This is a genomic window from Escherichia sp. WS3063 (genome assembly GCF_046486595.1).
Classification (GTDB): Bacteria; Pseudomonadota; Gammaproteobacteria; order Enterobacterales; family Enterobacteriaceae; genus Escherichia; species Escherichia coli.
On the sequence record NZ_JBJQKY010000003.1, the window covers coordinates 239,570 to 260,380 of the forward strand.

At 44.5% G+C, this 20,811-nt stretch carries 12 protein-coding genes and 1 tRNA gene; 6 read left to right on the forward strand and 7 right to left on the reverse strand.

The window, feature by feature from the left end:
• Window positions 1-139: 139 nt before the first annotated feature.
• On the reverse strand, window positions 140-424 hold the full coding sequence (locus ACJHYW_RS04530; RefSeq protein WP_001296261.1) for a YfcZ/YiiS family protein: 285 nt from the start codon (window positions 422-424) through the stop codon (window positions 140-142).
• Window positions 425-795: 371 nt separating this feature from the next.
• Here ACJHYW_RS04530 and fadL point away from each other — a divergent pair, with 371 nt between their 5' ends.
• Together fadL and ACJHYW_RS04540 are read left to right on the forward strand one after the other, a co-directional pair.
• Window positions 796-2,136 carry a long-chain fatty acid transporter FadL gene (gene fadL, locus ACJHYW_RS04535; protein ID WP_001361541.1) on the forward strand — a complete coding sequence of 447 codons (1,341 nt, stop codon included), beginning with the start codon at window positions 796-798 and terminating at the stop codon, window positions 2,134-2,136.
• 366 nt (window positions 2,137-2,502) lie between these two features.
• Window positions 2,503-3,750 carry a hypothetical protein gene (locus ACJHYW_RS04540; RefSeq protein WP_000937809.1) on the forward strand — a complete coding sequence of 416 codons (1,248 nt, stop codon included), beginning with the start codon at window positions 2,503-2,505 and terminating at the stop codon, window positions 3,748-3,750.
• Between the two features lie 178 nt (window positions 3,751-3,928).
• Here ACJHYW_RS04540 and mlaA read toward each other — a convergent pair whose 3' ends face one another.
• Window positions 3,929-4,684 (reverse strand): phospholipid-binding lipoprotein MlaA, encoded by a 756-nt coding sequence (gene mlaA / locus ACJHYW_RS04545; RefSeq protein ID WP_000776768.1) that lies wholly within the window; start codon window positions 4,682-4,684, stop codon window positions 3,929-3,931.
• Window positions 4,685-4,977: 293 nt separating this feature from the next.
• Between mlaA and ACJHYW_RS04550 the strand changes: the two genes are divergently transcribed.
• Window positions 4,978-5,910, forward strand: a complete 933-nt coding sequence (locus tag ACJHYW_RS04550; RefSeq protein ID WP_000368135.1) for a formate/nitrite transporter family protein — start codon at window positions 4,978-4,980, stop codon at window positions 5,908-5,910.
• Between the two features lie 75 nt (window positions 5,911-5,985).
• A tRNA-Arg gene (locus tag ACJHYW_RS04555) sits at window positions 5,986-6,060 on the forward strand.
• A gap of 437 nt (window positions 6,061-6,497) precedes the next feature.
• Here ACJHYW_RS04555 and ACJHYW_RS04560 read toward each other — a convergent pair.
• The 4 genes from ACJHYW_RS04560 to ipuA form a co-directional block, all read right to left on the reverse strand.
• Entirely contained in the window at window positions 6,498-7,028 is a 531-nt protein-coding gene (locus tag ACJHYW_RS04560) for a hypothetical protein (protein WP_000100042.1), read from the reverse strand.
• A 47-nt stretch (window positions 7,029-7,075) separates the two neighbouring features.
• On the reverse strand, window positions 7,076-14,995 hold the full coding sequence (locus ACJHYW_RS04565; RefSeq protein ID WP_001361862.1) for a phase-variable autotransporter adhesin UpaE: 7,920 nt from the start codon (window positions 14,993-14,995) through the stop codon (window positions 7,076-7,078).
• Between the two features lie 24 nt (window positions 14,996-15,019).
• On the reverse strand, window positions 15,020-15,640 hold the full coding sequence (locus tag ACJHYW_RS04570) for a helix-turn-helix transcriptional regulator (RefSeq protein ID WP_410233342.1): 621 nt from the start codon (window positions 15,638-15,640) through the stop codon (window positions 15,020-15,022).
• 317 nt (window positions 15,641-15,957) lie between these two features.
• The gene (gene ipuA, locus ACJHYW_RS04575) at window positions 15,958-16,587 is read right to left on the reverse strand and encodes a tyrosine-type DNA invertase IpuA (RefSeq protein ID WP_001181154.1); all 630 of its coding nucleotides are present in this window, start codon (window positions 16,585-16,587) and stop codon (window positions 15,958-15,960) included.
• Between the two features lie 748 nt (window positions 16,588-17,335).
• Between ipuA and ipuB the strand changes: the two genes are divergently transcribed.
• Window positions 17,336-17,905, forward strand: a complete 570-nt coding sequence (gene ipuB, locus ACJHYW_RS04580) for a tyrosine-type DNA invertase IpuB (protein WP_001224627.1) — start codon at window positions 17,336-17,338, stop codon at window positions 17,903-17,905.
• Window positions 17,906-18,299: 394 nt separating this feature from the next.
• Here the strand turns inward: ipuB and dsdC are convergent, their stop codons facing one another.
• Window positions 18,300-19,247 (reverse strand): DNA-binding transcriptional regulator DsdC, encoded by a 948-nt coding sequence (gene dsdC / locus ACJHYW_RS04585; RefSeq protein ID WP_001361861.1) that lies wholly within the window; start codon window positions 19,245-19,247, stop codon window positions 18,300-18,302.
• Window positions 19,248-19,464: 217 nt separating this feature from the next.
• Here dsdC and dsdX point away from each other — a divergent pair, with 217 nt between their 5' ends.
• Window positions 19,465-20,802 (forward strand): D-serine transporter DsdX, encoded by a 1,338-nt coding sequence (gene dsdX / locus ACJHYW_RS04590; RefSeq protein ID WP_000556036.1) that lies wholly within the window; start codon window positions 19,465-19,467, stop codon window positions 20,800-20,802.
• Window positions 20,803-20,811: the final 9 nt, after the last annotated feature.

Below are 20,811 nucleotides of genomic sequence, written 5' to 3' on the forward strand. Positions count from 1 at the left end.
ATCATAGTCTTAACCATTTTTTTACATTTAGCCAAGTGGAGAAAAGGGAAAGTGGGAGCTATGACACAGAGAGAAAAGTAGAAGAGAAAATAAAACGCCCCCGCCAGGAACTGACAGGGGCGTATATACCCGAGAGGAATTAACGCAGACCCAGCTGGAAGATCAACATTTCAGCTTCGCAGGCAAAAGTGAAATCGATATCCAGGCGTACACCGTCAGACTCTTCAGTGAAAGTCGGGGTGATTTTGCACGGTTCGGATTCCACGCTACGGGCTTTTTCAGTCAGCGCCGCCAGCGTTTGTTCTGCTTCTGCGCGGTTTGCAAACACGCGGCTATAAGACGCGGTGCAGTCGGAGTTGTCCATAATGGTGCCAACATCCATACAGCAGCAAACCGGGGTTTCATCAGCACTACATTTACTCATCGTTGATTTCCTCTGTATGTGCACCCAAGGTGCCAGATAAACGTTGTGGATATTTTACGCTTCCGGAAAGTGCTGCTCCAGTTGTTAATTCTGCAAAATCGGATAAGTGACCGAAATCACACTTAAAAATGATCTAAAACAAAATTCACCCGAATCCATGAGTGCGCCACCTCCAAATTTTGCCAGCTGGATCGCGTTTCTTAGATCATATTTGAAAAAAGATAGAAACATACTTGCAACATTCCAGCTGGTCCGACCTATACTCTCGCCACTGGTCTGATTTCTAAGATGTACCTCAGACCCTACACTTCGCGCTCCTGTTACAGCACGTAACATAGTTTGTATAAAAATAAATCATTGAGGTTATGGTCATGAGCCAGAAAACCCTGTTTACAAAGTCTGCTCTCGCAGTCGCAGTGGCACTTATCTCCACCCAGGCCTGGTCGGCAGGCTTTCAGTTAAACGAATTTTCTTCCTCTGGCCTGGGCCGGGCTTATTCAGGGGAAGGCGCAATTGCCGATGATGCAGGTAACGTTAGCCGTAACCCAGCATTGATTACCATGTTTGACCGCCCGACATTTTCTGCGGGTGCGGTTTATATTGATCCGGATGTAAATATCAGCGGAACGTCTCCATCTGGCCGTAGCCTGAAAGCCGATAACATCGCGCCTACGGCATGGGTTCCGAACATGCACTTTGTTGCACCGATTAACGACCAATTTGGTTGGGGCGCTTCTATTACCTCTAACTATGGCCTGGCAACAGAGTTTAACGATACTTATGCAGGCGGCTCTGTCGGGGGTACAACCGACCTTGAAACCATGAACCTGAACTTAAGCGGTGCGTATCGCTTAAATAATGCATGGAGCTTTGGTCTTGGTTTCAACGCCGTCTACGCTCGCGCGAAAATTGAACGTTTCGCAGGCGATCTGGGGCAGCTGGTTGCTGGTCAGATTATGCAATCTCCTGCCAGGCAGACTCCTCAGGGGCAAGCATTAGCAGCTACCGCCAACGGCATCGACAGTAATACCAAAATCGCTCACCTGAACGGTAACCAGTGGGGCTTTGGCTGGAACGCCGGGATCCTGTACGAACTGGATAAAAACAACCGCTACGCATTGACCTACCGCTCTGAAGTGAAAATTGACTTCAAGGGTAACTACAGCAGCGATCTTAACCCGGCTTTTAATAACTACGGTTTGCCAATTCCTACCGCGACAGGTGGCGCAACGCAGTCGGGTTATCTGACGCTGAACCTGCCTGAAATGTGGGAAGTGTCGGGTTATAACCGTGTTGATCCGCAGTGGGCAATTCACTATAGCCTGGCTTACACCAGCTGGAGTCAGTTCCAGCAACTGAAAGCGACCTCAACGAGTGGCGACACGCTGTTCCAGAAACATGAAGGCTTTAAAGATGCTTACCGCATCGCGTTGGGAACCACTTATTACTACGATGATAACTGGACCTTCCGTACCGGTATCGCCTTTGATGACAGCCCAGTTCCGGCACAGAATCGTTCTATCTCCATTCCGGACCAGGACCGTTTCTGGCTGAGTGCAGGTACGACTTACGCATTTAATAAAGATGCTTCAGTCGATGTTGGTGTTTCTTATATGCACGGTCAGAGCGTGAAAATTAACGAAGGCCCATACCAGTTCGAGTCTGAAGGTAAAGCCTGGCTGTTCGGTACTAACTTTAACTACGCGTTCTGATAACGCGTTCGCCTGGATAAAGTCACCTGCTATGCAGGTGACTTTAACTCCCACACTTCAACGAAAGTTGTTTCCTCATTGCTTGCCTCCTGAGTTTTGCAAACAGCCTGATGGTAGCTTGCCCTTTCAAATCATTAAGTGGTATCCACAGACAAACCTGAAGGGAAAGGCTTATTTTCAGGCGTTCTGCTCGTCTTTCTCAAAGAGTTTACTTTTCTGAATTTCCAGGATACTCAAACCACCCTGGCTATTGTGCGCTCATACACTCAAATTAAAGATAGGGTCTAAATAAATGAGCGTTTTTTGATAGTCTATTTTATTAGGTAATATATATTTGTAACAAATCAATCAACATGGAATAAAATCATGCTACCATCTATTTCAATCAACAATACCAGCGCAGCTTACACAGAATCCATCAATGAAAATAACAATGATGAAGTTAATATATTAGTACAAGAGCTCAAAAACCTTTTTAATGGTAAGCAAGGAATAAGCACCTGTGTTAAACATCTACTTGCGCTTATAAAAAACGCCATACGAGGAAACGACAATCCTGATAGATTTAATATTAATAATTCCTCAGTTACTTATATTGATATTGGCTCCAATGATACAGACTATATTACTATTGGTATCGATAACCAAGAAACAATAAAATTACTTGCGAGCTATAAAGACAAAGAACTCGTCCGTGCTATCATTAATGACAACATAGTTGAGAAGACTCATGATGATATAAATAATGCTGACTTTACTGATGGTAGTATCGTTGTTAGTGGTAATGAGGGTGCTATTGACTCCAATGATACAGCCGATATTACTAGTGGTATCTATAATCAAGAACCAATAAAATCACCTACGAACGATGAAAACAAAAAAGTCGGCCAAACCATCATCCATGAAAATGTAGTAGAGAATACTCATGATATCAATAACAAGGAAATGATCTTCAGCGCATTAAAAGAAATATATGATGGAGATCCTGGTTTTATCTTCGATAAGATATCACAAAAACTCAGACATACGATAACGGAATTTGATGAGAATGGGAAAAGCGAACCAACGGACTTATTTACCTGGTACGGTAAAGATAAAAAAGGCGATTCTCTCGCTATTGTAATTAAAAATAAAAACGGAAATGATTACTTATCTCTCGGTTACTATGATCAGGACGACTACCACATTCAAAGAGGAATTCGTATTAATGGTGATAGTCTCACCCAATATTGTAGTGAAAAAGCCAGGAATGCTTCAGCGTGGTTTGAAAGCAGTAAAGCTATCATGGCAGAATCATTTGCAACAGGTTCCGATCATCAGGTTGTAAACGAGCTCAACGGGGAAAGACTGGGAGAGCCAAACGAAGTTTTTAAACGTTTAGGTCGAGCAATAAGATATAATTTTCAAGTGGACGATGCAAAATTTAGACGCGATAATGTAAAAGAAATAATTTCTACTTTAGTCGATAACGAAGTTGACCGTTCTCAAAATAAATATGACCACTTTAAGGAAATCGAAGATAAAGTTGAAAAAAGGCTTCAAAATCGCCAGGCTAAATATCAAAATGAAATTAATCAACTATCTGCATTGGGTGTTAATTTTGATGATAATTAAAATTGTCCAGTTTTTTTGATTTTTCAACGTCTGAATATCGGAAACAGACAATGACGAACATCAGTATTTTTACATAATTATGTCCAGGTCATTGTCGGTTTATCTTCTTTTACTTGGGGTAATTGAGGGATAACAACAAAAAAGGTGAGTTTTGTGACTCACCTTTTTTATTTGTTTCTTATTCAGAATCGATATCTTTTAAATCATCCTGAATCGCTTGCGCGTTCGGATTTTCCTGCGGTTTGAGTTCGCCGCCATTAGCGATGAAATCATGACGCTGGAAGTACGCTTCGCGCACCATAATGTATGGGTCGGACGACTGACGCAGCAGACCATCGGAATCCAACAACTGCGCACGAGTTTCTATCCCTTCAAGCGTCCATTTACCCACAGACATCGGCCAGGTCAGCCAGGAAAGAACCGGGTAAAGACCATCCGCCATATCACCACCGTCATCACGCAGCGTGAAGCTACCGTAGAACGGTAACTGAACGTATGGCCCATAACCCACACCATAATGACCAAGCGTACTACCGAAGCGGTGAGGTTCAGTCCGTTGCAGTTTCGGGTTCGCCATCCCTGCAACATCAATAAAGCCGCCCATCCCCAAAATGGTGTTCAGGAAAAAGCGGGTAAAGTGGACCATCCCCTGATAAGGGTCGCCCTGCAAGAAGTAGTTAACCATCACCGCAGGTTCTTCAAGGTTGCCAGTAAAGTTGCTCAAACCGTTACGCGCCGGTTGCGGAACATAATCACGCCAGGCGACAGCGACCGGTCGAACAATATACGGGTCTAATACATTGAAGTTGAAGTTGTACATGGTGCGGTTGAACCCTTCTAACGGGTCAGAACGCCCTTGCTGATCTGTACCGGAACTCGCACACCCCACCAGAAGCGTAGTTCCCAGAGCAAGCGCCGACAGGCGAAGCTTCATAAATGTCTCCCTGTTTTTTTATGGCTTATGCAGTTTGCCATCCATGACGGAACGATACCGTATCCGCCTGTTTAGGTGTGGGCGATTGTAACAGCACGTCAACTGATGTCCAGACGCCCTGATTTGCTGATTTGATCATAGCCTGGTAATCGCCGCCCTGTAGGCTACTTGATTCTATAGAAACAGAAAAAGGCAAACGCGGCCTTTTCTACATTTTCAGAGTAACTCCCGCCAGTTGCGAGCAAAAAAGCCGCTACGCTTTAGCTATACGTGCTAATTCAAGAGAAGAGACCATGGACAACGACAAAATTGATCAACACAGCGACGAAATTGAAGTTGAGAGCGAAGAAAAAGAGCGCGGCAAAAAAATAGAAATAGATGAAGATCGACTCCCCTCCCGGGCGATGGCAATTCATGAGCATATCCGCCAGGATGGTGAAAAAGAGCTGGAACGCGACGCAATGGCACTACTGTGGTCAGCCATTGCGGCGGGTCTGTCGATGGGCGCTTCATTACTGGCAAAAGGGATATTTCATGTCGAACTGGAAGGTGTGCCGGGCAGCTTCTTGCTGGAGAATCTCGGTTATACCTTTGGTTTTATTATCGTCATTATGGCCCGCCAGCAATTATTTACCGAAAACACCGTGACTGCGGTACTACCCGTCATGCAAAAACCGACAATGAGCAACGTTGGCTTACTTATGCGGTTATGGGGCGTCGTGCTGCTGGGTAATATTCTCGGGACAGGTATTGCGGCGTGGGCATTTGAATATATGCCTATCTTTAATGAAGAAACTCGCGATGCATTTGTCAAAATCGGCATGGATGTGATGAAGAACACCCCCAGCGAGATGTTTGCCAACGCGATCATTTCCGGCTGGCTGATCGCCACTATGGTATGGATGTTTCCTTCAGCGGGTGCGGCAAAGATTGTGGTGATTATATTGATGACCTGGCTTATTGCCCTGGGTGACACCACTCACATCGTTGTCGGTTCTGTTGAAATCCTCTATCTGGTGTTTAACGGTACGCTGCACTGGAGCGATTTCATCTGGCCCTTCGCACTACCTACTTTAGCGGGGAACATCTGCGGCGGCACCTTTATCTTCGCGTTAATGAGTCATGCACAGATTCGTAACGACATGAGCAACAAGCGCAAAGCAGAAGCACGCCAAAAAGCAGAACGTGCGGAAAACATTAAGAAAAATGATAAAAACCCGGCATAAATGGCGAGGGTTTAAGCAATCGCGCGGCAGTGTACTTACCCCGCAGTCCATTAGCGGGTATACTCATGCGGCATTGTCCTCTTAGTTAAATGGATATAACGAGCCCCTCCTAAGGGCTAATTGCAGGTTCGATTCCTGCAGGGGACACCATTTATCATCCCCCTCGCAATAACCCACTTACAATCAGTGAGTTATCTTAAAATCCTTAGTATAGTCAACCAGTACTTCGATATGTGAACGCAAATCATCATGCATTCGTGAACTTAACTGGAAACCTCCCCCATTCGATGTCAAAATGACTACCCCAATAAGTTGCCAATAATCAGGCTAATCAATACGGGTCAGTCTTGCTGGTCAGTGATCATAAAAATGTCACCTCATATTAGACACAGCAAATAATTGTGTCGATTAAACATACTACCTTCAGCATAACCGTTCCTGAAAAATTATTATATTCAGTAATCTGAATAAATTACTGGCCTGCTATTTTTCTCAGCAACCATATTTAGCAGCAAGCCAGCAAATCTGAATGATTACAGATGCTGGCCTGCTGAATCTCCCTTCTGGAAATCGTCAGAATCTAGTGATTACTTACTTTGTTCTGGTTTCTCTTCATTCTTATTGTGCACTTCCACTTTGGGTAATTTATTAAAAACCAGATTTTCTTTTTCAACCAGAGTCATGACTTCTTTGGTGATATCAGCTGACTCGTTATGCGCAAGCACAACACCTGAAGACAATACGGCAATATTTTTAGGATTGTCTTTTCTCCATGTGCCTATAGCATTATCTATCGCACGGGATAACACCATTTTTGCGCTATTTTCCTCAATAACATATTGTCGTTCCAGTTTTTGTCTGGCATCAAGAAGCAGCGCCTCTTTATTCGCGTTATCTGCGAATACTTTTTGCGCATCCTCATATCCTTTTTCAAGAATACTCTTAACCTCATTCAGATGTTTTCTGGCCATGTCTCCGGCGGCAGACTGATTATAAATAGCATCGATATTAACAACTGCAATTTCTTTTGACTTTTTCATATAAAAAACACCAGTAAGTACAATCAGCAACAGCAGCACTACTGCATTAACAACAGAAAATTTCATTACAGAACTCATTATGACAACCCTGAGGTGGCAGGAGGTCCCCTCCTGCCACTGTGTGATTAGAATATATATTTAATACCCAGCATTGCCTGGGCATCACTGTACCCTTTATCGCCAGCCTGAACACCAACATTGCCCCAGACATTCAGGTTATCTGACAATTTACCCTGAACACCCGTTTTGACTTCAGCAATATTTGTAGCTCCGTCCTGACTGAGTGCCGTATTATCCATTTTGACACCCCAGCTCCGTGTATTATGGATCCAGTTAACTTCCACAAATGGCTCGAACTGATGCGCCTTATTATCATCAGACGCACTCTTACCTTTCAGGTAAGTTCTGACGCCCAGACGACTCTGGATATTACCGTCTCCGCTGAGCTGAACTTTCGTGCCATTCTTCTCCGTATGCTCACTGGCTCTTACATTCATCCACGTGATCTGGGACTGCGGCTGAATATACCAGTCATAGTGACTACCCTGGCTACCGGTAAATTCGCCGGCTTTAAAGGTATAACCCGCTTCCACTGAACCGGTAAATCCACGGGATTTCCAGGACTCCGCAGCCAGTTTTTCACCATTAACGGTATTATTAAACCATCCGTACTGGATCCAGGTATCGACATAAGCCCCGTTGTCATTACCGTCATTCTGCTGCCACGTTCCGTATAAACCGGTGCTGTATCCATTGATCGCACCTTTAGATTTATATCCCGAAAGCGAGGATGTCGTGGAACTCTTCTCATTTCCATAACCGGCCATAATCCCCAGTTGCAGACGGTCCTGACCGTCAGTCCATTGCGCAATGCTGCCACCCAGTTGCACAACATAACGGTTACTTTGCGTATTCAGCTGTGAACTGCTGTCCTTCCAGCGATTATGACCGCCGATATGACGCATCCACATACTTGTTGCTTTCTTCTCACCAGTAAACACATCGGTATAGTAAGTTTCCCCCTCACGATCGTGCATTCTGATGTTGAACAGCGTGTTGGCTGCCGCTATGTTCGCAATATAAGAGCCCGCTTCCGGACGATAGACCTTCTGTACAGGTTTATCCGGCGTGGGGTGTGGGTGTGGCTGTGGCTGCGGTTGTGGCTGCGGCTGCGGTTGTGGTTCTGGCGGCAATTCAGAACGCAGATACCAGTTACCGTCAGTACCACCCGCATTACCTTTATGCAGGAAATATTCCCATGCCCCTGCCACCGCACGGTTCTGCAGTCTGAAGTTACCGTCAGATTGCCCACCGACATGCACAATCTCAATGCCGTCAGCGGTCTGAGCCCCCTGGCCCCGGACATTATTCACCACCACGCCGGTATCACCGGAGGTGTTACCCGTGACAATCAGTTTGTCAGTGGCAGAAGTATCATCCCCCAGCACGGTATTGATAATTAACGTACCGCCACCAGTGTAATCGCCATTTACGGTCAGGGTATTTCCTGTCTTACCACCGGCCAGACGAATGACGCCAGTATTGGTCAGTGAGCCAACGGTAAAATTGCCCGCCTCTGCCGTTTCATAACCTGAGAGAGCATTTAGTGATGCCAGTGTTCCCTGGTTATTAACCTGACCCGAAACGGTCCCCAGCCCACTCAGTGTGCCGCCATTAAGAACATGAATGTTTTTGGAGCCTGACAACGTCGCACCAGCGGCACGGGTGACTGAATCATCACCGACAATCAGAACGCCATTCTCAACCGTGGTATCACCGGTATAAGTCAGCTCATGATTAATGATCAGATTACCCGCCCCCTGTTTCACCAGAGCGCCGGAGCCAGTAATATCATTCTTCAGTAACCAGTTTCCACTGGCGGTAAGCCAGGTGACACCATCACTGTCAATCAGCCCGGTGCCCAGGTGTTTTTCATCTGAAGCCCGCAGAGCAGCATCTTTCTGCACACGGAATTCACCGCTGAAATTACGGTTATCTCCGGAAAGTGTCAGATCAGTGGTGTTCAGTATGCCCACTGAACCTTTTCCGGAAAGCGATTTACTCAGGTTACTGCTGACTCCGCTACCGTCGGCGATATCAATCGCCAGGCGATCATTAAGGCTTTCAAAGCTGATGGAGCCCTGGCTTCCCAGCCCCTGTGCGCCGTTCATTTCAACCAGCGCCCCCTGGGTAAGGCTGGCATTACCGGTAAACCCGATATTGGTGCCATGTACCGTCAGATTGCTGCCCGTGACAGCCAGCGTACCGTCTCCGGTCAGCACATTGTTTTCAATGATGCCACCATTATCATCCCCCGGCTGACGCTGCGTGCCGCTGACCGTTAGTACACTACCGCTATCAAGCTGAATGTGCGCTCCCGTTTCTGTCTGCAGTGCACCGACAGTCTGGCTGTATCCGTTTGTTCTGAAGACGGCATTGCTGGCGACGTTCAGATTACCTGTTGCGCCAAGTACATTATCATTTGCCATCTGTAATGTGCCGCTGCGCACCAGCGTATCCCCGGTGTAGTTATTACCGCCGTTAGACAGTGTGACAACCTGCCCCGCAGCTTCGATGGCCAGATCCCCTGCCCCCGTTAACTGTGCGCCAAGATCTGTCTGCAGTCCCTGGGCATTCGCTCTCGGTGTCAGCACCAGCGCTTTATCACCGGTTCCCTGTAAATCCAGCGACTTCAGCCCATAGCCTATGTACAGTCCGTCACCTTTAACACCGTCGGAGCTTCCCAGCAGCTTATAGTCATAATTTCCCTGAGCTACAACTTCACCGCCCTGAGTGACATCAAACGTCTGACTGTGGGAAATAGCCTGCCCGTTTTCATCCACCAGTTGCAGTTGCCCGCCAGTACCGGTGACGGTACCCGCTGCATTCACCAGTGTGACCAGGGTCTGCGCATCATCCTGCTCCAGCAAATTCTTACGGGTATCAACAGCCGGAATATCATTAATCACTTCATCTGGCATGGTGACCTGAATTGTGCCTTTCCCCCGGATATCCAGCGTACCTGCAGCAGAGGTTTCAATACTGTTGCTGGCAATGGTATCGCCCGGCATAACGGAACCAAAAATCAGCGTTCCGCCATTGAACCCAAGACCGCCAATCTGCTGAACACCGGAGCCAACCGTTGTGATATTCCCGGTTTCAGACATCAGCATTGCATGGGTTAACCCGCTCGTATTCAGCCCTTCCAGAGCAAAGCTACTGGTACCCAGCTTCAGAGTTCCGGCAAATTGATCCCCGACGTTATGGCTGAATTCAAAAGCAGATGTGTCGGCATCAAGACGGGCAGACAGTGTTCCTGTGCCTGTTAACAGTGGATCAAAGGTAAAGTTGCCTGCAACTGCAGGAATAATGGTCAGTTCGCTGCCCGTTTCAATATCGACGGAACCCGGGCCGGTCCCACCATCGGTCAGCACAAGAGCTTCCTTCAGAGTGACAAGCGAACTGTTCTTCAGCCCGACATGTTCAAAATTCCGTAGTTTTACAGCAGAATCCAGCGTATGAATGGCGTTATCAAAAATCAGGGAATCAGAATCTCCCTGCCCGCCATCCAGCAGGTTCCAGGTTGCCCCTTCGCCTTTAATGGTGAAGGTGTTCTTCCCGGTACCGGCAGTAACCTTATCAACATGAGCCTTACCATTGAGCGTTACATTGTTATTGCCATTTCCTGCAGTCACTTCTCCTGTCAGTATGCTGCCATCATCAAATAAAAATGTATTGTTACCCTCTTTTGCACTGACGGTTCCGGTAATACTGCCTTTATTGGTAAATGAATTATCCCCCCCATTCAGGGCCACAATGCCCTGAATTTTAGCGCCGCTGTCATTCAGTACGGTGGTATTCACTGCGTCATCAAACGCCATTGCAGTCCCGGTGGCGGACGCAGCTTTAATCTGACCTTTATTGGTAAAGGACTGTGCTTTTGAAGCATCCACCACGGCATGATTCAGAGAAGCAGAAATGAGATTACCGCTCTGAACCACTTCACTGGCCGCATTGTTAACCACCAGAGCGGAACCGCCATCGGCCTGTGTAACATTGACACTTGCACCACTCTTCACGACAGCACCATCTTTAGTGTTGGCGAAAATACCCGTGCCGCCCGTGCCTTTCAGATTAATGACTAATCCGCCGGAGTCAGACATATCCAGGTTATTATCGGTTTCACTTCCGTCAGCTTTCTGGAACGCCAGTGCAATTCCACTGCCGTCTACATTAATAGTGCCGCTGTTGGTCTTCGCCAGAGAAGCAGAAGTTCGCACACCAATGCCATCAGCCACATTAATTTCAGTCGTATTGGTTAACTGGATACCTTCAATTTCTGCACGGTTCTCAATCCCGTGACCGACCGCACCTGCAGCATTAACATTGATTTTCGCACCATCAATAACCAGCCCCACAGCCCCTGTATCCAGCAGGATGCCATGCGCATTTTTCTGACCTTCGATCGTTCCCAGGCCACTCCCTGCCAGGTTCAGTGACGCGCCCGCCCCCAGCTTAATGGCAGCCTCACCGTCCACAGCGACGATATCCCCTCCCGTGCTGGTAATCTGAGACTGTGCGCCTTCAACAAATAAAGCAACACCATTGACCGCAATACGGCTTCCTGTATTTTCAAAGCGGCCGTTATCAACCCAGACGCCGATATTATCGGTACCGGCAGTGAAATCAATGTTGCCGCTGTTAATCAACAGTCCCTGATTACGCGTAATAAAGCCCTTGGCATTATTCAGCGGCGAAGAGATATCTGCCTCATTGGTAATAACCGAGCCAGTATTCGTTTGTGTAATACTGCCATCCAGAGCGTATTCATTTCCGTCAACTTCCGCGACAACAGCGCCATCCCCTACAAGGTTAACTGATGCCCCCTGTTTCAGCGTCGCTGTCGCACCACCAGTTACATATAATCCCTGAGCCTGAGCGCCCAGGATCTGGAAATCACTGCCAGCCTCAGCCAGGACATTGCTCCCTTTCCCTGTGGCCCAGATACCACGGCTGCCTGTCCCGGAGGTTTTCATCAGCAGAGAGCCGGCCTGTTTTGCCCCATCTTCAATACGGAAAAGTACAGAACGTTCCCCACTGGCATCCAGCAGAGTTCCCGGTGCAATATTCGTCTTAATGGTTGCACCATCTCCGATAATACGAAAAGCAATCTGATCGGTAATACCAGAGCCGTCAGCAGCAAAGTTCGGTACTGCCGAGCCATCAAGGTTAACAGTCCCTTTATTGCTGGCCTCAACGCCAATCGCCCCCTGTCCCTGCAAAGATATAGTACCCGCGGTCATATTAACCGTTGTTGTTGTACCAGATGCTTTTATACCCGTTGTACGGTTAGCATTATCTCCCCCCTTGAGAACGAGATTTCCCGAGTTATTAATTGTCGTGGTTTCCTGCACCGCACTGGCAATTAATCCCACACCGCCATCCTGTACGGTAATATTTCCGCTGTTGGTTCCAACAGCGCCTTCCTCAACCCGGACGCCCACTGTATTCTTTCCGGTAAAGATGATATTACCGGTATTATTTAGAGTGGCCCCATTACGGGCGATATACCCGGTCACTTTATCCTGGGTGGAACTTAACTGAGCCCCCGCCGTTAATAGTGTGGTCTTGTCCTTCGGATTAATGAGGTTGCCGGAAATATCATAGCCATTGCCATCCGCAATACCGGCTATCGCACTGGCATTATCCATATTGATAATGGCATTACTTTCAATTGTGCCCTGCGCTCCCCCTTCAATTAAAGTCGCTGTAGCCCCCTCACCCGTCAGGTTGATGGTCATTCCTCCAGACGTTACTGTCGAGGCCACACCGCCATCCGATTTCCCCGTGGCAATAAGTGCATAAGAGTTCTTACCAGACGCCGTAAGTGCAGAAGAAGCATCTGCAGTTCCCTGGAATGTCGCACCGCTGGCAATACGGAATAATGTTGAGTTTTCAGTGGACACATCCATAACACCGCTTCCGGTATTATGAATGGCAGAGTCCTTTCCATAGACATAAAAGCCTATCTGATCGCTGCTGCCAAATAGCACTGCGCCATTGCCTGACAGGGTCAGACTGCCGCCATCTTTGGCAAAAACCCCCACAGCCCCCGTACCGGCAAGACTGATTTTTCCGGATACATTAACATTGCTTCCGGCACCTTCCACCCAGGCACCATAGTTACGGAAACCACTACTGATACCCTCGCCGCCAACATTTATCGTACCGTCAGAATTTAATTGCCCTGCATTTATTACCTGTAGCCCGGTACTGTTCAGACCATTAACATTGATAATCCCGGAGTTTTTCATCCCGGAGCTATTATTTGCCAGCATGCCAACATTCAGTGCAGGTGCATCACTGTCATAACCGTCAATAGTGATAGTCCCTTTATTTACCACATCAACACTCCCGGCATCCTTTGCCAGGACTCCGTAGTTCCCCTGAGCCCCCCTGCCCAAAAAAATAGTACCTTCATTAACGACTTTGTTTGCACCATTTTGTACTTCAATCGCAACAGAACCCACAGCCGAATGAGTCGCAGTTTTATCCTCCGCAATACCTACATTGATGCTCCCGAAGGCCGAGTTAATAAAAGAGCCTCCAGCTCCAACATTTACACCTCGTGTTTTGCCATTATTATCATTAGTTGATGCATCGGCAGTAATATTTATTGTGCCTTTATTTGTTGCCATGCCCCCATTACTAACAACAATTGCGGTGTTAATCCCCTCTGGAGCGAAAGCATTTTTAAATGGGCGAATATTAATAACACCATTATTAATGGCTGAAGAACCATTACTACCGGCAACCATCCCCTCTGCCTGGAGAGCATATTTATCATTATTATCCCAAACAAAAAGTGTACCATCGTTAACAATGGTACTGTCTTGATAGGCAATCATTTCAGTACCAATGGCATCAATGACCCCTTCATTAACACCGGTCCCACCATTAGTTGCAACGATCCCTCCTCCATTCCCATAGGCAGGAAGAACTCCAGTTAATTTACCCGTTTTACCTAATATTGCTCGTGCGTTATTGGTTGCATGGAGAACAGCAAGCAGCCCTACATTTTCTTTGTAAGGAGTTGAGTCTATACGTCCCCCAGCGGTCATATCCACATTGTAATTATGCTTGGTGACAATAAGGGCCTTATTAAATTCAGCATCATACTGCTTATAAGAAAGCGTTTTGTCCTCTAGTGACTTTATCAAATATTGATTATATTGCTTTAAATCATCAAGAGAGTTAATATGGTGTGTTTTTCCCGCCCAATCAGTAATTGTTCCAGCATATTTCATTGAGTCAATGATTTTTTGAGTAACGCCGCCCCCCTGCATGGTTGCACCAGGCTGAAAATAAAAATCATTGACCGAGTTCCATACAACAGAGGAACCTTCTCCATCAGCTACAGCAAGCTGTGTATTTTTAAAAAAATTACCGATTGCTGGTGAACCCACATCCAAAATAGCCGTACCGCCATTATTGGCTGTTACAAAACGTGTCGCATTGAAAAAATCTGCAGTGCCACTAAAACCAGGAATGGTTTCATTTCCCCCAGTCCCCGCATCGCGTTGTGAGAAAGAGTCAGTATCAAACACTTGAAGTGTTTGAGAAGCGCCAGTAGCCTCATCCTTCACTGTAATGGTTTTTGTTTTTTCTCCGGTATTGACGTAAATCAATCCGGATAAATTATCTCCAGTGGTGTAACCATTTAAAATTGCCTGTTCTACAGTCATCCAGATAAGACCTGACCCACCAGACTGGACGACATTTGGACCAGTGATGTATTCGGTTTTACCACTTACTGTTGCAGCCCCAACACCCGAGTTATTCGTACCCGGACGCCAGTCTGGTGACAATATGACATCTGCCATTGCGTTATTGCAATTAATTGCAATAGCGCCCCCCAGAACCATTGCTGATAAAGCAATTCCTAAGCGAGTTGATTTACATTTTTTTCTACAACTCGTCAATTCTGAAACAACATCCCATTTTTGGGTTGTATGGTTCCAAATGACTTTATATATCTTATTCATAACACTAATACTCTTGAACGTACATTATAATTGAATATTTTCACTAATAAGGGAACGCGGAATATTTATAAATTGATGTAAACGTTTTACCCCGAGTTTATCCATAGCTCTACGACGATGCGTCCACACAGTCTTACTGGATATACCCAAGGTGTTAGAGATCCATGCAATATCTTTTCCTTCCTTGGTATATATAAAGATACTTTTCTCCCTCGGGGATAATTGTCGTTCTAAAAAAGAAACTTTATGACTCGCGCGAATATTTTTTTTGCACCTCCAGCCATTGATAAATTTATCTATATAGAAACAAAATTGCTCTGCTGTTAATTTCCACGGTATGGAAGGTATGCCTTTATTACTAACTACACCATTATCCCCCCATGCCAGGCACGGAATATTGACAGGCTGGCTTTTTAGCCATTGGTGAATGAAATACAGTGAGCGTATACAGGTAGTAGAATCATTATCAGGGAATACAGGTAACAACAACGATTGCTCATCCCGAAAGCAAGATGTGCCAAAATCACGAATCAGAGAAGAATAGTCGTCCACAGCGATGACTTTCACGTACGAAAAACCCCGCCAACGCATACTATTAATTGCTTGAATTATAAAAATATTTTTTGTCGTCGTAATCAAAACCATGCAATCAATTTCCTGTTATCCCCTTTCCCAATTTCCTTTTGCTTTGCACACCGGGGGGAGACAAACCTTGAGGCACAGGTTTACAAAATGACCCATTTTGACAACATCAATTTAATTAACTATAAATAGCACAAAACGCAGGTAAAAAACCTGCGTATTTATTTTAATTCAGAATATAATTTTGATTATTATTTACATTTTGGCTTTATACGCCAAAGATTAAAAAGAAGACAAACCTACCTCTTTATGTGTAGATTGACGTCACACATTGATCTAAATCAGTAAATTTAATGTTTTTTATAGAAAAAAATGTTTTTCTATACGAGAATTTCTAAACAAAGATTGGGTTTACATTTTGGGTCAAAATGTTGCTTTTTTGCGTCACCTCTCCCCCACATTTTTTCAAATCTCATTGAATTAGAAGCAGTATAAATTACCGTATGCCTGATATTACGATGCCCGAGATAGTCCTGAATAAGACGGGTATCCACACCATTATCTGCTAGTGAATAACCACATGCATGGCGTAACATATGTGGATGAACTTTAATATTTAAACCTGCATTTTTACCCGCAGCAGAAACTATGTTATAAAATCGTTGTCTCGATAATGGTTTTCCTGTTCGGGAAACAAATAACCACGGGTTATCATTGAAATGTTTAACATTTAATGAATTCCTTTCATTCAGCCAGTTTGTTATTGCAATCACCTCTTCCTTTTGAAGTGGATGGACTGTACTGAATCCATTTTTTATCCGTTGAATATATATTTTTTCTGTAGTTAGTTCTAAATCTGACAACTGCAGAGATAAGAGCTCACTAACACGCAGACCATGAAAATAAGCCAATAAAATCATGCAAACATCGCGTGAAGAGCAACTCTTTTGTCTTACAGATTGAAGTAGTAAATTAATTTCATGATGCGTTAAAAATTTTCTGTTTTGCATAAATCACCTCTATTTATATAAAATAACCATGTCAACTATGATGAAAGAATTACATTTAGTCAATAATATAATTCATATAGTTGCTGTATGATTATAGATTAATTTATTAAAATTCACCTAATCTAATTAATCGCTTGTAAACGCATATAAACAACCTTCGTTATGTAACTATCGTTCAAAACCCTCCTGTAAATATAAAGAGCCCTATAAGATGATTATAAAAAAGTCCTACAACCCGAAATAGCATTCCCTCATAAAATTAAGCTCAACATCGGCATATTTAAAAAGTATCCAATGCAATTAATATTTTATCTAAAATTAACATTGTATCTTGTATATATTACATCCATGAATGTATGAATTTTTTTATTTAAAATTTAATGCACTATAACAAAAAACATCACCGAGTGTTAAAACTAACACAACAATTGACCAAAATAATATGACTGTTTATTTTTCATCCGTAAACAAAAAGGTACAAATATTTTCACCACAAAAAAACCACCAGCATGTCATTGAATTACTATTCGCAATACACACCTCCTTGTGCTTATTTATGCTCATTGGTTGACTAACAATGATCTATGCCCGCTGGGCAACTATCTCTCTGGCGGGGTATTGATGAATATCCATTTAGTGGCATAATTTAAACCCCAGCTCATTATTTGCTTATAAAAAACAAGCAATAATACCAGGCTCTGGTATTTATAGTTTATTTTTTAACTTAATTAGTATAACCGATAATATTATGCGCAAATTTATTACTCATAGTGAATGGTTGTTATTTTTTGAAGCCATCAACGGTTCAAAAAATGAAATTAGAGATAAAGCCATGTTACAAATGGCATATGTACATGGTCTTAGGGTAAGCGAGCTTATTGCACTAAAGATTAGCGACATTGACTTTTCAGAGTCAGCAATATATATCAAGCGTTTAAAAAATGGATTATCCACAGTACATCCCCTGCAAAAAGAAACTGTTCTGTTATTAAAAAAATGGCTAGCACTACGTGATAACATAGTAAAAAAACCTTTTGAAGACTCTTTATTTCTTTCTTGTCAAGGAAATAAAATCTCGAGACAATATGTGTATAAGATGTGTAAGAAATATAGTCACAATATGAATATTAATATTCATCCTCACATGCTTAGGCATGGTTGTGGGTATGCTTTAGCTAATCAAGGGTTAGACACCAGACTAATACAAGATTATTTAGGGCACAGAAATATACATCATACGGTATTATATACAGCCAGTAATGCAGCAAGATTTAAACGAGTATGGGAGAGTGATGTGTTAGATATAAAGAAGATATAACCCCTGTTCTAAAGGCCTCAATTCATTGAGGCTTTTAGCCCCTCATTTTTATGACATACAACTGATAATCATAATGGATCCTCAATATTAATCAAAATGAGAAATAAATCACCTTTTTATTAAAAATTAATTTTTTTAAAGTCACAAACCAACACATATAATATTTAATAAAAATGCCACCAGCAAATATATTGCCACTTATCTTTTCTCTGGTAATCTAGTTTACTATAAATTATCGCTCTCCAATATTCGACGCCAAGAAGATGTGGTTATTTTATTTATCCTTTTCGTAACTATTGACAAAACAATTCCCATATAAAAATTGCAATTTATAAAGCCAACATACACTTACAGTGCATAATAAGGTTATTTAGGAACCAGATGATTTAATGTATTATAAGGTATAACATTCATATTGACTTACCTGTTCTCTTAACCAAGTAATAAATGCCTCAATTTTTGGCCACTGCCTGCCTGGTAATGTGGTGATGTAATAATGCTGATGGCATTTCACCGTCATATCGCCAAACGGCGCGACGAGCTCACCACTGGCAAGCCTTTTTTGTACCAGGCGTTTTCTTCCCATCGCTACCCCAATATGATTCATCGCAGCGATAACAGCTAAATCAGAACGATCAAAGCCAATCCCAGAAGATGTCGGCAAATTAACCGCATAATGTTGCGCCCAACTATGCCATTCATCCGTACCGGAGTCGTTGCTCCATGCCTGTCTGTCATGGAGCAACGTACAGTGGCGCAGGTTAATTACCTGGTTGGTTAAAGCATGTCTTTGAGCGTATTCCGGGCTACATACAGGCAAGATTTCTTCATCCATCAGAAAGTGATGAGCCAATTGCGCTGACGGCGCATCATCAAAGTAGATCGCCAAATCGATTCCGGCACGTTGCAAATTGACATTGTCATTACCAGTGAGCACGGTGAGCGAAATAGACGGATATCGGCGTGTAAAGTCACCTAATGCGGGCACCAACCAGCATTGGGCGATAGAGGGCCGGGAATACAGCGTTAACGTTCCCGATAATTCCTGATTTTTGATATCAAGAATTTCCTGGTTCAGGGTATCCAGCGACGATTTTAGCGCCCAATAAACGCGTTTCCCCTCGTGCGTTAATTCCACTTTGCGATGGGAACGAACAAACAACTGAATACCTAATTCTTCTTCCAGCTGATTGATACGGTGACTTACCGCACTGGGGCTCAGCGACAATTCCTCTGCCGCAAGGGCGAAGGACTGATGCCTGGCTGCCACTTCAAAAGTATGCAGTTTTGATAGTTGCCAGCCGTTAAGCAGTCGATTTCTTATTTCACGAAGGGGTTCCATAATCACCTCATTTTTCTCTTAAGTGTAAAAAAATAGCGGCAAAATTTCAGCTGTAAGGTGAGCTAAAGTGAACCATATCTCAATTCACCTTCATTTTTAGATGTAAATCACTCCCTTGATGCAATTTAGCTCATGTGAAAGGCAAATTTTATCGTTTGTCAGCCTGCGTTGTTTTTTTGTCCAATATCATCAGGTTAATCACAGGGGAAGGTGAGATATGCACTCTCAAATCTGGGTTGTGAGCACGCTGCTTATCAGCATCGTGTTAATTGTACTGACCATCGTGAAGTTCAAATTCCACCCGTTTCTGGCGCTGTTGCTGGCCAGCTTCTTCGTGGGAACGATGATGGGTATGGGACCACTGGATATGGTAAATGCTATTGAAAGTGGAATTGGCGGAACGCTGGGGTTCCTTGCTGCGGTTATCGGCCTGGGCACGATACTGGGAAAAATGATGGAAGTATCCGGGGCCGCAGAAAGAATTGGTCTGACACTTCAACGCTGTCGCTGGCTTTCAGCTGATGTCATTATGGTGCTGGTTGGCCTGATTTGCGGCATCACGCTGTTTGTTGAAGTGGGCGTCGTGCTATTGATTCCTCTGGCTTTTTCAATTGCCAAAAAAACCAATACCTCATTGTTAAAGCTGGCCATTCCGCTGTGTACCGCATTGATGGCAGTGCATTGCGTGGTTCCCCCACATCCGGCTGCTTTATATGTTGCCAATAAGCTGGGCGCAGATATCGGTTCGGTGATCGTCTACGGTTTGCTGGTTGGGCTGATGGCATCACTGATCGGTGGCCCACTTTTCCTTAAATTTCTGGGTCAACGACTGCCCTTTAAACCTGTACCCACAGAGTTTGCCGATCTCAAAGTTCGCGATGAAAAAACACTACCGTCATTAGGCGCAACGTTATTCACCATACTGCTACCCATTGCGCTGATGTTGGTTAAAACGATTGCCGAATTGAATATGGCGCGTGAGAGTGGTTTGTATACCTTGCTTGAGTTTATTGGCAACCCTATTACTGCCATGTTTATCGCCGTGTTTGTCGCCTATTATGTGTTGGGTATACGCCAGCATATGAGCATGGGGACAATGCTCACACATACGGAAAATGGCTTCGGTTCTATTGCTAATATTTTGCTGATTATCGGGGCCGGAGGCGCATTCAACGCCATTTTAAAAAGCAGCAGTCTCGCTGATACGCTGGCAGTTATTCTCTCCAATATGCATATGCACCCGATTCTTCTGGCCTGGTTGGTGGCACTTATTCTGCATGCTGCAGTGGGCTCCGCTACGGTGGCAATGATGGGGGCAACGGCAATTGTTGCACCCATGCTGCCGCTGTATCCCGACATCAGCCCGGAAATTATTGCGATTGCTATCGGTTCAGGTGCGATTGGCTGCACGATCGTTACGGACTCGCTTTTCTGGCTGGTGAAGCAATATTGCGGCGCTACGCTCAATGAAACATTTAAATACTATACGACCGCGACATTTATCGCTTCGGTCGTCGCTCTGGCGGGCACATTCCTGCTGTCATTTATCATCTAAGCGCAAAGA

Coding starts and splice junctions, on each gene's coding strand:
- ACJHYW_RS04530 (WP_001296261.1), bottom strand. CDS start 424: ATGAGTAAATGTAGTGCTGATGAAACCCCGGTTTGCTGCTGTATGGAT.
- fadL (WP_001361541.1), top strand. CDS start 796: ATGAGCCAGAAAACCCTGTTTACAAAGTCTGCTCTCGCAGTCGCAGTG.
- ACJHYW_RS04540 (WP_000937809.1), top strand. CDS start 2,503: ATGCTACCATCTATTTCAATCAACAATACCAGCGCAGCTTACACAGAA.
- mlaA (WP_000776768.1), bottom strand. CDS start 4,684: ATGAAGCTTCGCCTGTCGGCGCTTGCTCTGGGAACTACGCTTCTGGTG.
- ACJHYW_RS04550 (WP_000368135.1), top strand. CDS start 4,978: ATGGACAACGACAAAATTGATCAACACAGCGACGAAATTGAAGTTGAG.
- ACJHYW_RS04560 (WP_000100042.1), bottom strand. CDS start 7,028: ATGAGTTCTGTAATGAAATTTTCTGTTGTTAATGCAGTAGTGCTGCTG.
- ACJHYW_RS04565 (WP_001361862.1), bottom strand. CDS start 14,995: ATGAATAAGATATATAAAGTCATTTGGAACCATACAACCCAAAAATGG.
- ACJHYW_RS04570 (WP_410233342.1), bottom strand. CDS start 15,640: ATGGTTTTGATTACGACGACAAAAAATATTTTTATAATTCAAGCAATT.
- ipuA (WP_001181154.1), bottom strand. CDS start 16,587: ATGCAAAACAGAAAATTTTTAACGCATCATGAAATTAATTTACTACTT.
- ipuB (WP_001224627.1), top strand. CDS start 17,336: ATGCGCAAATTTATTACTCATAGTGAATGGTTGTTATTTTTTGAAGCC.
- dsdC (WP_001361861.1), bottom strand. CDS start 19,247: ATGGAACCCCTTCGTGAAATAAGAAATCGACTGCTTAACGGCTGGCAA.
- dsdX (WP_000556036.1), top strand. CDS start 19,465: ATGCACTCTCAAATCTGGGTTGTGAGCACGCTGCTTATCAGCATCGTG.